Origin of the sequence: Methylobacterium sp. WL8, assembly GCF_008040045.1 — a bacterium.
In the GTDB taxonomy this organism is placed as follows: domain Bacteria; phylum Pseudomonadota; class Alphaproteobacteria; order Rhizobiales; family Beijerinckiaceae; genus Methylobacterium; species Methylobacterium cerastii.
The window spans coordinates 1-13,338 of sequence record NZ_VRVF01000004.1; the positions used below are offsets into that span (position 1 = coordinate 1).

Here is a 13,338-nt window from a genome sequence, read left to right on the forward strand (position 1 = left end):
GAAAGCATCGCCCCGATCGGCGATGATCCCCTCGTCAGCCTGCCCACCCTCGCAGCCTGATCGTCCCGGCCCAAGCCGGTGATCGTGGTGGCCCTCACCAAGCTACACCACGCCTAGGGACACGACCCTTCGCTGATCCGGGCTCCGGAATAGGCCGCCAGCCAGGGGCACCATCGCTTGGCAGCACTCAGATGCGGAAACTTGACATCCGCTTCCACGGTCAAGGCGGCCTGCAGGATCTTGATTGCCTTGTGTTCCAGAAAATGTTTCGGACGCTTGCGCCGGATTTTCTCCTCCGGAAGCCGGAGGCCGACGACAGGATTTGTCCGCATGCGGCGGCTTCCGTCGCGGGTCGTGGCCCAACCAAAGATTGCTCTGACGGCTGCCAGATCATTGCGGTTGATCGATCGCGCGGAAACCCCTTCGTGATTTCGACGGTGGGTCGCCCACTGATGGATGTCGTCGTCCGTAAGCGTGTTGACGTCGCGATCCTTGAAGAAGGCCGCGAGAAAGCCAAACACGCATCGATAACGCTTGATCGTGGCTGGCTGAACTTCTTGCTTTGGTCCGGCTTCCCAGGCTTCGAAGATCTGCCACGCCGTGATGGTTGGACCTGGAGCAGGTGTCGATGTCGCATCGGGCCACGCCGGAAAACGGGCGCTGGTGGCGTCAGCGCTGTAATCGTTAGCCGCATTTTGCGGCGAGCCGCGTCGCCCGACTGAGTTCACGCATCAGCAGTCGGCGGCTATCCGCGTCGGTGACGACGGCCTTCCGTTGGAGGAAGACGTCCGCCTGCGCACCGAAGGCAGCTTCGAGCGCGCCGATGGGATATCTCGGCCGGATCATCGAAGCCTGCCCATGCGGCCGCCGTGCCACTCACCTCGAGGTCAGCGATGAGTTGAACGCGTTGCGTCTCGAAATCGGCATCCTGAGCCGCCAGTTCCGAGCCGAGGCGTTTCGCTTCCTCAATGACGTTGGGAAGATAGCGGCTTCGGTCGTTCTCGATGCATTGCGTGGCTGCACGATAGAATTCGCCGGCCAGGGCGACAGCCTCCTTGTGCGTAAGGGGCCTTTGTCCGACCCGGACAGCGTCCCAATAGCGTTTGAGCGCCGCATCGGCTTCGCTGTGCCGTGCCTTGGCTTCCGCGATGGTCTGGGTCCGCAGCGAGGTCTGAACCACGGCACCGACCGTCACGAGGACCGGTCGGGCACCGATGGGAAGCATGACCCGCGTCCCCTTCACGCGAGCAATCAGATCCCGCGGAGGGCGCTGCCGCAGGTGATAGGTCCCGGTCTTCGGATCCTTCCAGGGACGGGCCATGCGAAGGGCCATGTGTGAGACCGCTGTGTGAGAGTCAGCAGTCGCTAAGTCCTTGTCGAACCATAACCTCTTGCGCGGAAAGGCGAAAGGCTGGTGCCGGTGGAGAGGATCGAACTCCCGACCTTCGGTTTACAAAACCGCTGCACTACCGCTGTGCTACACCGGCGGACCCGTTTCGATGCCGCGGCGGGACGAAGCTGCGCCGCGGTGCTGATCGACGCGTCTTAGACGATGGTTGCGCGGGGTTCGTCAAGGCGCGGGACGCGGGCGCGCTCGTCGCCGCGACCCAGGGACCCAGCGCCCTGGCGGCAGGCGGCGAAGGGCTTATCTCAACAGCTGACGGTGCGCACGCGCCCGGGCGTCGCGATCTGCGATGCGTTCGGGCGAGGCGGTCCCGTCGGCGCTCCCCGAGGGCCCGGCATCCGGTCCGCCGCGGGCGAGCGCGTCGAAACGAGACCCGGAGCGCCCGGCCCACGCGGGTCGGATCGGGCTTCGCGGTCGGGGAGAGGTGCGAACCCAGCCGATGTCAGAGACCGATCCGGAAGCCAACCGCTTCTCCGCCCGCGCCAGCCGCTACGCCCGCGTCGGCGCCAACGTCGGCGGGGTCGCCGCGCGGATGGCCGGCGCCCGCTTGTTCGGCAAGGAGGGCACCACCAACGCGGCGGCTTTGGCGCAGGCGCTCGGCGGCCTGAAAGGCCCGATCATGAAGGTGGCGCAGCTGCTCGCCACCGTGCCCGACCTGCTCCCGCCCGAATACGCGGCGGAGCTGCAGAAGCTCCAGGCCGACGCGCCGCCGATGGGCGCGGCCTTCGTCAAGCGCCGGATGCAGGCCGAGCTCGGGGTCGGCTGGCAGGCGCGGTTCGAGAGCTTCGACCTGAAGCCCGCCGCCGCCGCCTCCCTCGGCCAGGTCCACCGCGCCACGGCGCTCGACGGCACGGCGCTCGCCTGCAAGCTCCAGTACCCGGACATGCAGTCGGCGGTGGAGGCCGACCTGAAGCAGCTCGAGGTCGCCTTCGCCCTGCACCGGCGGATGAACTCCTGGCTCGACACCCGCGAGATCGCCAAGGAGATCGGTGCCCGCGTCCGCGAGGAGCTGGACTACGCCCGCGAGGCCAAGCACGGCGCCCTCTACGGCACCGTCCTCAAGGACATCGCGGCGGTGCGCGTGCCGGCGATCCACGCGGATCTGTCGACCAAGCGCCTGCTGACGCTGGGCTGGCTCGACGGCGAGCGCATCCTCAACTTCACGGAATCCCCCGTCGAGATCCGAAACCGCATCGCGCAGGCGATGTTCAAGGCGTGGTGGCACCCGTTCAGCCGCGCCGCGGTGATCCACGGCGACCCGCACCTGGGCAACTACACGGTGTTCTCCGAGGGCGAAGGGGCAGAGCGGGAGCCGCAGGGCATCAACCTGCTCGACTACGGCTGCGTGCGGATCTTCCATCCGCGCTTCGTCGGCGGCGTGGTCGACCTCTACCGCGGCCTGCTCACCCAGGACATGGCGCGGACCGTCCACGCCTACGAGGTCTGGGGCTTCAAGGACCTCGACAAGGAGAAGATCGAGATCCTCAACATCTGGGCGCGCTTCATCTACGGGCCGCTGCTCGAGGATCGCACCCGCACCGTCGCCGACGGGGTGAAGCCCGGCGAGTACGGAAGGCGCCAGGCCTTCGAGGTGCACCAGGCCCTGAAGGCGAAGGGGCCGGTGACCGTGCCGCAGGAATTCGTGTTCATGGACCGGGCCGCGGTCGGCCTCGGAGCCGTGTTCCTGCACCTCAAGTCCGAGCTCAACTATCACCGCCTGTTCGAGGCGGAGATCGAGCGCTTCAGCCTCGACGCTCTCGCCGAGCGGCAGGCGGAGGCGCTCGGCGCGGTCGGGCTGCCTCTGCCGGCCTGAGGGTTCGCGAATCGGGGGCCTCGGCGGATCGCGAGATAACGCGTCCCTCGCCGGCTCACGATCGCGTGTCCGGACGATCTTTTGTGCGCAAGTGAATTGAGGGCCAAGCAAAGCCGTGCGATGCCCGATCCCGCCGGTTGCGGCCGATTGCGGCAGCAATAAGCTTGGGCTAAACCCGCTCCCACCGAGAAGTGGTAGCGTCGAGGACGAGCGCACGATGGCCGATACGAAGGGCGTTTCCGGTGGGGCCTACAGCCCCGCGATGGACGCGAAGACGCACGAGCAGACCTATCGGGGATTCGTCCGCTTCGTCGAGATCGCCAGCGGCGTGGTGATCTGCTGGGTGCTCGCCCTGGCGGTCGGCGGCATCCGCGAGGCCTGGCTCACCGCGATCCTCGGCGTCGTCCTCTCGAGCGCGGCAGGCGCCCTCGGCGCCTTCGCGCCGAACATCGGCTGGCGTGCGCCTTGCGTGGTCGCCGTGCTCATGGCCCTCTATCTCGCCTTCGCCTGAGGCCTGACGTCTCGGAAAGGATCGGGGCGGTCCGCGCTCCGGAATTCGGGGCCGCCGCTTACAATCGTCACGCTTCCGTCAGTTCGTCTTACCAACTCGCCTCGAAAAGCCGTTCCATATCGCGCATTCGGGAGCGGTCAATCGAGGGAAGTCCTGAATGCGCATCGCTGTCCTGTCGGAGACCGATTCCGCGGAACCGCGGGTCGCGGCGGTGCCCGAGACGGTCAAGAAGTTCCTGGCGCTCGGCGCCGACGTGACCGTCCAGTCGGGCGCCGGGCTGAGGGCCGGCATGCCGGATTCCGAGTACGAGGCGGTCGGGGCCTCGGTCGCAGGCTCGGCCGAACAGGCCGCCCGCGACGCCGACCTGATCCTCAAGGTCCGCCGCCCCGGCGCCGACGAGCTCAAGCTCCTCAAGCGGGGCGCCGTGGTCGTCGCGATCATGGACCCCTACGGCCACGAGGCCGAGCTGCAGGCGATGGCCGAGGCGGGCGTCGACGGCTTCGCCATGGAGCTGATGCCGCGCATCACCCGCGCGCAGGTGATGGACGTGCTCTCGAGCCAAGCCAACCTCGCCGGCTACCGCGCCGTGGTCGACGGCGCCTCCGAGTACGGCCGCGCCATGCCGATGATGATGACGGCGGCCGGCACCGTGCCTGCCGCCCGCGTGTTCGTGATGGGCGTCGGCGTCGCCGGCCTGCAGGCCATCGCCACCGCCCGCCGCATGGGCGCGGTCGTCACCGCCACCGACGTGCGCCCGGCGACCAAGGAGCAGGTCGAGTCGCTCGGCGCGAAGTTCGTCGCCGTCGAGGACGACGAGTTCAAGCAGGCCGAGACCAAGGGCGGCTACGCCAAGGAGATGTCGGCCGAGTACCAGAAGAAGCAGGCCGACCTCGTCGCGACCCACATCGCCAAGCAGGACATCGTCATCACCACGGCGCTGATCCCCGGCCGCCCCGCGCCCAAGCTGGTCTCGGCGGCGATGGTCGCCTCGATGAAGCCCGGCTCGGTGCTCGTGGACCTCGCGGTGGAGCGCGGCGGCAACGTCGAGGGCGCCAAGCCCGGCGAGGTCGTCGTCAACGACCGCGGCGTGAAGATCGTCGGCCACCTCAACGTCGCCGGCCGGCTCGCGGCCAGCGCCTCGGCGCTCTATGCGCGCAACCTCTACGCCTTCGTCGAGACCCTGGTCGACAAGGAGTCGAAGGCGCTGGCGATCAAGTGGGACGACGAGCTCGTCAAGGCCACCAACCTGACCCACGACGGCTCCGTGGTGCACCCGTCCTTCCAGCCGAAGGCCGACGCGGCGGTCGCCGACCGCCCGAAGGACTCGCCGCAATCCGAGCCGGCCTCGGTCGGGCTGTCGAAGACCGGGGTGTCGGCGTCACCCAGCACTCAGCCAACGGGCGCGGCGTAGGCCGGTCGCGAGGAGCATAACGATGGCCAACATCCCCCCCGATCAGGCGGTCGACCAGACCCGCGTCCTCGCCGACACCGCGCGCTCGGCCGCGGCCGCCGCGCGCAACGCCGCCGACCAGGCGCAGGCGATCGCCGACGGCGTCGGCCACGGCCTCAGCGCCGTGACCCACGGCGCCGTCGACGCCACCGTGTTCCAGCTCGCGATCTTCGTGCTCGCGATCTTCGTCGGCTACTACGTGGTGTGGTCGGTGACCCCGGCGCTGCACACCCCGCTGATGTCGGTCACCAACGCGATCTCGTCCGTCATCATCGTCGGCGCGATCCTCGCCGCCGGCGTGCCGCTGATCGAGAAGGGCACCGGCTGGGCCCGCGCCTTCGGGTTCATCGGCATCGTGCTGGCCAGCGTGAACATCTTCGGCGGCTTCCTGGTCACCCAGCGCATGCTCGCCATGTACAAGAAGAAGGCCTGAGACATGTCCCAGAACGTCTCCGCCCTTCTCTACATCGTCTCGGGCGTCTTGTTCATCATGGCGCTGCGGGGGCTTTCGCACCCGACAACGTCGCGGCAGGGCAACCTCTACGGCATGGTCGGCATGGCGCTGGCCGTACTCACCACCCTGGTCGGCCATCCGCCGGCCGGCGCGGGCGCCTGGCTCCTCGTCTTCCTCGGGCTCGCCATCGGCGGCGGCGCGGGTGCGGTCATCGCCAAGCGCGTGCCGATGACGGCGATGCCGCAGCTCATCGCCGCCTTCCACTCGCTCGTCGGCCTCGCCGCCGTGGCGGGTGCGGCCGCGACGCTCTACGCGCCGCAGGCCGTGGGCATCCTCGAGAACGGCCACATCCACAAGGAGTCGCTGTTCGAGATGGCGCTCGGCGCGGCGATCGGCGCGATCACCTTCACCGGTTCGGTCATCGCCTTCGCCAAGCTCGACGGCCGGATGTCCGGCAAGCCGATCATGCTGCCGAGCCGGCACCTCATCAACATCGGCCTCGCGGTGGCGCTGGTCGTGCTGATCGCGGTGTTCATCGGCGGCGAGAGCAAGGTCGTCTTCTGGCTGATCGTGCTGCTGTCCTTCGCCCTCGGCGGCCTGCTCATCATCCCGATCGGCGGCGCGGACATGCCCGTCGTCGTCTCGATGCTGAACTCCTACTCGGGCTGGGCCGCCGCCGGCATCGGCTTCACGCTGGGCAACCTCGCGCTGATCATCACCGGCGCGCTGGTCGGCTCGTCGGGCGCGATCCTGTCCTACATCATGTGCCACGCGATGAACCGCTCGTTCATCTCGGTCATCCTCGGCGGCTTCGGCGGCGACGCCGCGGCGGGTGCCGGCGGCGGCGAGGTCGAGACCCGGCCGGTCAAGCAGGGCTCGGCGGACGACGCGGCCTACATCATGAAGAACGCCGAGCGGGTCATCATCGTGCCGGGCTACGGCATGGCGGTGGCGCAGGCGCAGCATTCGCTGCGCGAGATGGCCGACCTGCTCAAGAAGGAGGGCGTCGACGTGAAGTACGCCATCCACCCCGTCGCCGGCCGCATGCCCGGCCACATGAACGTGCTGCTCGCCGAAGCCAACGTGCCCTACGACGAGGTGTTCGAGCTGGAGGACATCAACGGCGAGTTCCCGCAGGCCGACGTGGCCTTCGTGATCGGCGCCAACGACGTCACCAACCCGGCCGCCAAGACCGACAAGGCCTCGCCGATCTACGGCATGCCGATCCTCGACGTGGAGCGGGCCAAGACCGTGCTGTTCATCAAGCGCGGCATGGGCTCGGGCTACGCCGGCGTCGAGAACGAGGTGTTCTTCCGCGACAACACGATGATGCTGTTCGGCGACGCCAAGAAGGTCGTCGACCAGATCCTCAAGAACCTCTGACCGGACGTCCTTCGATCCGGGATGCGGCGGACGGGGCGGGCAGCGATGCCCGCCCTTCTGCGTTCCGGGCGCTCGGGCTCGGGGTGCGCCCCGACGATGACTTGTGTCGAGCGGGGTCCTACAACCGCAACGCCGACCGCCGATCCGGTGCGACGGTTCTCCAACCCGGGGCTGGCATGTCGCCCGAGACCTCCGATCCCGAGCGCCTCGCCGAGTTGGAGGCGCTCGCCATCCTCGACACGGCCCCGGAGGAGGCCTTCGACGACGCGGTCCAGATCGCGCGCGCGCTCTGCGCCGCCCCCGTCGCCCTGGTGAGCCTCGTCGCCGCCGACCGGCAATGGTTCAAGGCCCGCGCCGGCTTCCTGTTCTGCGAGACCGAACTCAACGCCTCCATCTGCCGGCACGCGCTGGGCGAGCCGGACCTGCTCGTCATCCCCGACCTGACGCAGGACCCGCGCACCCGCGAGAACCCGCTCGTCACCGGCCCGCCGGGGATCCGGTTCTATGCCGGCGCGCCCCTGCGCACGTCGAGCGGCCGGGCGCTGGGCAGCCTCTGCGTCATCGACACCGTGCCCCGGCCCGGGGGCCTGAACGAGGATCAGGCTGACGCGCTTCGGCGGCTGGCCCGGCAGATCATGATCCTGATGCGCGAGCGGCGCCAGCTGGTCCGCCTGCAGGTCGAGGAGCGCCTGACCCGCGCCGCCTCGATCCGCCGGGCGGCCTTGATCGAGCTCGGCGACCACCTGCGCGACGTCACCTGCGTCGCCGCCATGACCGCCAAGGCCGCCGAGATCGTCGGCCGGACGCTCGATGCCAGCCGGGCCGGCTACGGCGAGATCGACGCGAGCGGGGTGCACGTCACGATCCTCCAGGACTGGACCGCGGCGGGGGTGGAAAGTCTCGCCGGCACGCACCGCTTCGCCGATTTCGGCCGCCTCGGCGCCTCGATCGAGCGCGGCGACGCCCTCGTCGTCGGCGCGGTCGCAGAGGACCCGCGGACCGCGCCGTTCGCAGCGCCGTTCATGGCGCAGGCCATCGGCGCCATGCTCGACGTGCCGGTGCGCGAGCGCGGACGGACGGTCGGGCTGTTCTTCGTCCACGCCGCCGCGCCGCGCGACTGGCTGCCGGAGGAGGTCGCCTTCGCCCGCAACGTCGCGGACCGGGTCCAGGTCGGGATCGGCCGCCTGCGGGCCGAGGAGCAGCAGGCGGTGCTCAATCGCGAGCTGAGCCACCGGATGAAGAACACCCTGGCGATGGTGCAGGCCATCGCCATGCAGACCATGCGCAACGCCACCGACCTGGAGGCGGCCCGCGACGCCCTCGCCAACCGGCTGATCGCGCTGGGCAAGGCGCACGACATCCTGCTCGACGGCACCCGCGAGAGCGCGAGCCTCGAAAAGGTCGTCCAAGGCGCGCTGACGATTCACGACGACGCGCAGGCGGGCCGCCTGCGGCTGTTCGGCCCGCACGTTCAGGTCGGCTCCAAGGCCGCGCTGTCGCTGTCGCTGATGATCCACGAGCTCGCGACGAACGCCGCCAAGTACGGCGCGCTGTCGACGCCCGCGGGCTTCATCGTGGTGGATTGGTCGATCGATGCCGCCGGCCGCGAGCCTATGGTCCGGCTGCGCTGGGCCGAGAGCGGCGGGCCGCCGGTCGCGACGCCGACGCGGCTCGGGTTCGGCAGCCGCCTGATCGAGCGGGGCTTGGCCGGGGCGATCGGCGGCGAGGTCCGGCTGACCTACCCGCCGGACGGCGTGCTCTGCGAGTTGGACATGCCGCTCTCCGGGATGGAAGCCGACGAGTAGCGACCGCGACCCACATGCGGGCCGGGATTTGGCCGCCGTTGCGGTCTATGGTGGCCCCCGTGTCAGCCCTTCCTCACCTCTCGGCCCAGCCCGAGGCGCCCCGCGCCTTCCTCGGCGTCACCCGGTCCGTCCTCGGGCGGCCATGGCGGGAACGCTGCGCCGACCCGGCGGCGCAGGCCTACGCCGCGACCATGGTCCAGGCCCACGGCTTGCCGGAGCTGCTCGCCCGCGTGCTCGCCGGGCGCGGCGTCCGGCCGGACGGGTCGGAGGCCTACCTGCGCCCGCGCCTGCGCGACCTGATGCCGGACCCCGCCTGCCTCGTCGACATGGGGCCGGCGACCGAGCGCCTCGCGCGGGCGGTGCGCCGGGGCGAGAGCGTCGCGGTGTTCGGCGACTACGACGTCGACGGCGCCGCAAGCGCGGCCCTGCTGGCGGGATACCTGCGCCGGCTCGGCGTGCCGACCCGCATCCACATCCCCGACCGGATCACCGAGGGCTACGGGCCGAACGCGGCCGCGATCGCCGCGCTCGCCGGCGAGGGGGCGACGCTCCTCGTCTGCGTCGATTGCGGCACCAGCGGGCATGGTCCTCTGGCGGAAGCGGCCCGGCTCGGCCTCGACGTGATCGTCCTCGACCATCACGGTGCCCCCGAGCTGCTGCCGCCGGTCTGCGCCCTGGTGAACCCGAACCGCCTCGACGACCTTTCCGGTCTCGGCCACCTCTGCGCCGCGGGCGTCGTGTTCCTCACCCTGGTGGCCCTCGCCCGCACGCTTCGGGCGGAGGGGTATTTCGGGTCCCATCCCGAGCCGCCGCTCACCGATGCCCTCGACCTCGTGGCTTTGGCCACCGTCGCCGACGTGGTGCCGCTGACGAGCCTCAACCGCGCCTTCGTGGTCCAGGGGCTGACCGTGATGCGCGCCCGCGGCCGCCATGGGCTCGCCGCGCTCCTCGATGCCGCCGCCCTCGACGGGCCGCCGGAGGCGTGGCACCTCGGCTACCTGCTCGGCCCTCGCATCAACGCCGGCGGGCGCATCGGCGATGCGGGCCTGGGCGCGCGCCTGCTCACCACCGACGACCCGGCCGAAGCCGCCCGCATCGCGGTGGAGCTCGACCGCCTGAACCGCGAGCGCCAGGCGATCGAGGCTCAGGCGGTGGCGGAAGCCGAAGCGGAGATGGACCACGCCCTCGCCCTCGACCCCGATCGCCCGGTGCTGGTCGCAGGCAGCGCGGAGTGGCATCCGGGCATCGTCGGGCTGATCGCGGCGCGCCTCAAGGAGCGCTTCGGCCGACCGGCCTTCGCCTTCGCCCTCCGGCCGGACGGGTCGGCCACCGGCTCGGGCCGCTCGATCGCCGGCGCCGACCTCGGCCACGCGGTCCGCGCCGCCGTCGAAGCCGGCCTGGCGACGAAGGGCGGCGGCCACGCCATGGCCGCGGGCGTGACGCTGGCCGGCCCCGACCTGACGCGCTTCGCCGCCTTCCTCGCCGCGGACCTGGCGGAGGCCGTGGCCGAGGCGCGGGCGGTCGAGGCTTTGCTCCTCGACGGCACGGTCAGCGCCGGCGGCGCCACCGCCGAGACCGTCCGCCTGATCCAGCGCGCCGGCCCGTTCGGGCAGGGCGCGCCGGAGCCGGTCTTCGCCCTGCCGCGCCATCGCATCGTCGACGCCGGCCTCGTCGGCCACGGCCATGTCCGCGCGCGCCTGCGCAGCCGCGACGGACAGGCGGTCGGCGCGATCAGCTTCCGGAGCGCGCAAGGCCCGCTCGGACAGGCGATCCTCGCGGGAATCGGCTCCGAGTTCCACGTCGCCGGCACGCTGGCCTGCGACCGCTGGCGCGGGGCCGAGCGGGCGCAGGTCCGCATCTGCGATCTCAGCCCCGCGACTTGAGCCTCGCCGCGGAGCCGGCCTCGGCCCCGGCGCTCTCGCTACATCGTTAACGCGGCGTGGAGGCGCCGCGCCGTAAGCTCTCCGCATGCGCCTCCTCCTCTCCGCCACCCTCCTCCTCGCCGCGGCGCCGGCCTGCGCCGGCGGGGCCGAGGAGTTCTTCCTCGGCCGCCCGCCCTCGGTCGGCGTGGTGCAGGGCGGCGCCTTCGGCGTCGGCGGCGCGGACTACCTCGACGAGTCGCGCGCCCGCCGCCCGGTCTCGGCCCCGCGCCCCGTGCGGACCGCCCACCGCGTGGTCCACGCCCAGCGCGTGCGCCCGGTAGACCCGACCGCGATCGTCGCGCGGCCCTACTTCAAGCCGTGAGGCACCTGAGCGTTTTAATCCGCCCTGCCGCGTGCGGTGCGTCACGCCGCCAGAGGAATGGGCAAGCTATATAAGGTTCATGCAAGACGAATCGACGCCGAACCGGCGGACAGTCTTGTAAGAAGGAGCCTTATATCCACATGAAGACCCGTTCCGTTGCCGTAGTTGCTGTTCTGATCCTCGGCGTTGCTGTGCCCGCCTCGTCCGCGATGGCGTTCCGCTCTGAGGCGCCCGCCGCCCGCGTCGCCCCGCCCTCGCCCTACGACGACCTGACCACCGGTTCGCTCGGGTTCGACGCCGTGCCGGCGCCGCGCAGCGCCTGGTGCGCCCCGAGCTCGGCGAGCGAGGGCAACGCCAACCAGCAGACCCGCCCGGTGATGCAGTACGGCCAGACCAGCGGCGGACCCCGCTGCTGAGCGCGAAGCGGAACGGAATCACGTCCATGAAGCTGTTCAGCTACGCGATGATCGGCGCCTTCGTCTGCGGCCTCGTCCTCACCGCCGTCGGCTCCGTCAACGTCCTGATGTCCCTCTGACGCCGATGTCGGTGGGGCGCCGTTTCCACGCGGCGCGCGACCGGGTGTGACGCGCGATCTCCCTCCCTTGCAGAGGGGGGAGGGCATCGCAGGTGGCGAATTTCTCTTCGACCCCACTGGCAGCACCGGGAGGACGGCGGCGAGCCGATCGTCACTGGTGTCGACTCGCCTCTCGCGTGCTGCGTGAATACGGTGGTCCGCGCCAGAGTAAGGTCGGTGCTTCGTCCGAACACCCCGGGGCGGCACATCCAGGCTGGACATCTCTTAGGCGCCGGATTGGAATGTCCCCCTGTCCAAACGATGCCACGGGAGCCGAGGATGTCCGATCCGATCGTGATCGCCGGGGCGGCGCGCACGCCGATGGGGGCGTTCCAGGGTGAGCTCGCCCGCGTCGCGGCTCCGGAGCTCGGCGCGGCGGCGATCCGCGCGGCGGTGGCGCGAGCCGGGCTCTCCGGCGACGGCGTATCCGAGGTGGTGATGGGCTGCGTCCTGCCGGCCGGCCTTGGCCAGGCGCCGGCGCGGCAGGCGGCGCTCGGCGCGGGCCTGTCCGACGCGACACCCTGCGCCACCCTGAACAAGGTCTGCGGGTCGGGCATGAAGGCGCTGATGCTCGGCCACGACATGATCGCGGCGGGCTCGGCCGAGACCGTGGTCGCGGGCGGCATGGAGTCGATGTCGAACGCGCCCTACCTCCTCGACAAGGCGCGGGCCGGCCAGCGCCTCGGCCACGGGCGCATGATCGACCACATGTTCCTCGACGGGCTGGAGGACGCCTACGACCGCGGCCGGCTGATGGGCACCTTCGCCGAGGACACTGCGCAGCACTACCAGTTCACCCGGGAGGCGCAGGACGCCTACGCCCTCGAGTCGCTGGCCCGCGCCAAGCGCGCGACGGCCGACGGGGCCTTCGCCGACGAGATCGTCGCCGTCGGCGAGGTCACGAGCGACGAGGGCCCGCGCAAGGCCCGGCCCGAGAAGATCCCGACCCTGAAGCCCGCCTTCCGCCCCGACGGCACGGTGACGGCGGCCAACGCCTCGTCGATCTCCGACGGCGCGGCGGCCCTGGTGCTGATGCGCCGGTCGCAGGCGGAGCGCGGCGGCGTCGCGCCCCTCGGGATCGTGCGCGGCCACGCGAGCCACGCGGCCGCCCCGGCCTGGTTCTCGACCGCGCCGATCGGCGCCATCCGCAAGCTCCTGGACAAGGTCGGCTGGCAGGCCGGCGAGGTCGACCTCTACGAGATCAACGAGGCCTTCGCCGTGGTGGCGATGGCCGCGATGCGCGACCTCGACCTGGCGCCCGACCGCGTCAACGTCCACGGCGGCGCCTGCGCGCTCGGCCACCCGATCGGCGCCTCGGGCGCCCGCATCGTCGTCACGCTGCTCGCCGCGCTCGCCCGCACCGGCGGACGGCGGGGGATCGCCGCGCTCTGCATCGGCGGCGGCGAAGCGACGGCGATCGCGTTGGAGCGGATGTCCTGAGGGTTGCACGGACGTTCGACGGGTGGAACGCATTTCCCCTCTCCCCGCGAGCGGGGAGAGGCCCGCACGGACCTCGTCGTCCGTGCGGGAAGCGGAGGCGAAGCCGCAGCGGCGGTGAGGGGGGCGGAGCCGGACGAGCCTCTTCCGGGTCGGCCCCCTCACCCTCGGCTGCCGCCTCGCTTTGCCGACGACGAGGTCGTCAAAGCCCTCTCCCCGCAGGCGGGGCGAGGGGATGCGTGGTCTCGATCAGAGCCAGGCG

Annotated in this window: 12 protein-coding genes and 1 tRNA gene; 10 read left to right on the plus strand and 3 right to left on the minus strand. The window is 71.0% G+C overall.

Annotation, left to right across the window (positions count from 1 at the left end; genetic code table 11):
* Positions 1 to 113 precede the first annotated feature (113 nt).
* The 3 genes from FV234_RS02320 to FV234_RS02330 all read right to left on the minus strand — a co-directional run bounded on the left by FV234_RS02320 (position 114) and on the right by FV234_RS02330 (position 1,487).
* Entirely contained in the window at positions 114 to 728 is a 615-nt protein-coding gene (locus tag FV234_RS02320; RefSeq protein WP_147827974.1) for a site-specific integrase, read from the minus strand.
* Between the two features lie 17 nt (positions 729 to 745).
* A complete protein-coding gene (locus FV234_RS02325; protein WP_210250840.1) occupies positions 746 to 1,321 on the minus strand; it encodes a DUF6538 domain-containing protein in 576 nt (191 codons plus the stop codon).
* A gap of 91 nt (positions 1,322 to 1,412) precedes the next feature.
* Positions 1,413 to 1,487: transfer RNA gene (locus FV234_RS02330), tRNA-Thr, on the minus strand.
* 357 nt (positions 1,488 to 1,844) lie between these two features.
* On the opposite strand from FV234_RS02330, the gene FV234_RS02335 reads away from it, so the two are divergent.
* From FV234_RS02335 to FV234_RS02380, 10 genes are all read left to right on the plus strand, one after another.
* Complete coding sequence (locus FV234_RS02335; RefSeq protein WP_147762448.1) at positions 1,845 to 3,218, plus strand: AarF/UbiB family protein; 1,374 nt, start codon at positions 1,845 to 1,847, stop codon at positions 3,216 to 3,218.
* A 217-nt stretch (positions 3,219 to 3,435) separates the two neighbouring features.
* A complete protein-coding gene (locus FV234_RS02340; RefSeq protein ID WP_147752424.1) occupies positions 3,436 to 3,729 on the plus strand; it encodes an aa3-type cytochrome c oxidase subunit IV in 294 nt (97 codons plus the stop codon).
* Positions 3,730 to 3,886: 157 nt separating this feature from the next.
* A complete protein-coding gene (locus FV234_RS02345) occupies positions 3,887 to 5,140 on the plus strand; it encodes a Re/Si-specific NAD(P)(+) transhydrogenase subunit alpha (RefSeq protein ID WP_147762449.1) in 1,254 nt (417 codons plus the stop codon).
* Positions 5,141 to 5,162: 22 nt separating this feature from the next.
* On the plus strand, positions 5,163 to 5,612 hold the full coding sequence (locus FV234_RS02350; RefSeq protein WP_147726547.1) for an NAD(P) transhydrogenase subunit alpha: 450 nt from the start codon (positions 5,163 to 5,165) through the stop codon (positions 5,610 to 5,612).
* Between the two features lie 3 nt (positions 5,613 to 5,615).
* Positions 5,616 to 7,016, plus strand: a complete 1,401-nt coding sequence (locus FV234_RS02355) for an NAD(P)(+) transhydrogenase (Re/Si-specific) subunit beta (protein ID WP_147827976.1) — start codon at positions 5,616 to 5,618, stop codon at positions 7,014 to 7,016.
* A gap of 176 nt (positions 7,017 to 7,192) precedes the next feature.
* A complete protein-coding gene (locus FV234_RS02360; RefSeq protein WP_147827977.1) occupies positions 7,193 to 8,821 on the plus strand; it encodes a GAF domain-containing protein in 1,629 nt (542 codons plus the stop codon).
* A gap of 47 nt (positions 8,822 to 8,868) precedes the next feature.
* The gene (recJ, locus tag FV234_RS02365; protein ID WP_147827978.1) at positions 8,869 to 10,704 is read left to right on the plus strand and encodes a single-stranded-DNA-specific exonuclease RecJ; all 1,836 of its coding nucleotides are present in this window, start codon (positions 8,869 to 8,871) and stop codon (positions 10,702 to 10,704) included.
* 85 nt (positions 10,705 to 10,789) lie between these two features.
* A complete protein-coding gene (locus FV234_RS02370; protein WP_147827979.1) occupies positions 10,790 to 11,065 on the plus strand; it encodes a hypothetical protein in 276 nt (91 codons plus the stop codon).
* A gap of 140 nt (positions 11,066 to 11,205) precedes the next feature.
* Positions 11,206 to 11,481, plus strand: coding sequence for a hypothetical protein (locus FV234_RS02375; RefSeq protein WP_147762454.1), 276 nt, complete (start codon positions 11,206 to 11,208; stop codon positions 11,479 to 11,481).
* A gap of 437 nt (positions 11,482 to 11,918) precedes the next feature.
* Complete coding sequence (locus FV234_RS02380; protein WP_147762455.1) at positions 11,919 to 13,079, plus strand: acetyl-CoA C-acyltransferase; 1,161 nt, start codon at positions 11,919 to 11,921, stop codon at positions 13,077 to 13,079.
* The last annotated feature ends 259 nt before the right edge of the window (positions 13,080 to 13,338 follow it).

Excerpts from the sequence above, each read along its gene's own strand:
- FV234_RS02325 (WP_210250840.1), bottom strand. The coding sequence starts at position 1,321 with ATGGCCCGTCCCTGGAAGGATCCGAAGACCGGGACCTATCACCTGCGG.
- FV234_RS02335 (WP_147762448.1), top strand. The coding sequence starts at position 1,845 with ATGTCAGAGACCGATCCGGAAGCCAACCGCTTCTCCGCCCGCGCCAGC.
- FV234_RS02340 (WP_147752424.1), top strand. The coding sequence starts at position 3,436 with ATGGCCGATACGAAGGGCGTTTCCGGTGGGGCCTACAGCCCCGCGATG.
- FV234_RS02345 (WP_147762449.1), top strand. The coding sequence starts at position 3,887 with ATGCGCATCGCTGTCCTGTCGGAGACCGATTCCGCGGAACCGCGGGTC.
- FV234_RS02350 (WP_147726547.1), top strand. The coding sequence starts at position 5,163 with ATGGCCAACATCCCCCCCGATCAGGCGGTCGACCAGACCCGCGTCCTC.
- FV234_RS02355 (WP_147827976.1), top strand. The coding sequence starts at position 5,616 with ATGTCCCAGAACGTCTCCGCCCTTCTCTACATCGTCTCGGGCGTCTTG.
- FV234_RS02360 (WP_147827977.1), top strand. The coding sequence starts at position 7,193 with ATGTCGCCCGAGACCTCCGATCCCGAGCGCCTCGCCGAGTTGGAGGCG.
- recJ (WP_147827978.1), top strand. The coding sequence starts at position 8,869 with ATGGTGGCCCCCGTGTCAGCCCTTCCTCACCTCTCGGCCCAGCCCGAG.
- FV234_RS02370 (WP_147827979.1), top strand. The coding sequence starts at position 10,790 with ATGCGCCTCCTCCTCTCCGCCACCCTCCTCCTCGCCGCGGCGCCGGCC.
- FV234_RS02375 (WP_147762454.1), top strand. The coding sequence starts at position 11,206 with ATGAAGACCCGTTCCGTTGCCGTAGTTGCTGTTCTGATCCTCGGCGTT.
- FV234_RS02380 (WP_147762455.1), top strand. The coding sequence starts at position 11,919 with ATGTCCGATCCGATCGTGATCGCCGGGGCGGCGCGCACGCCGATGGGG.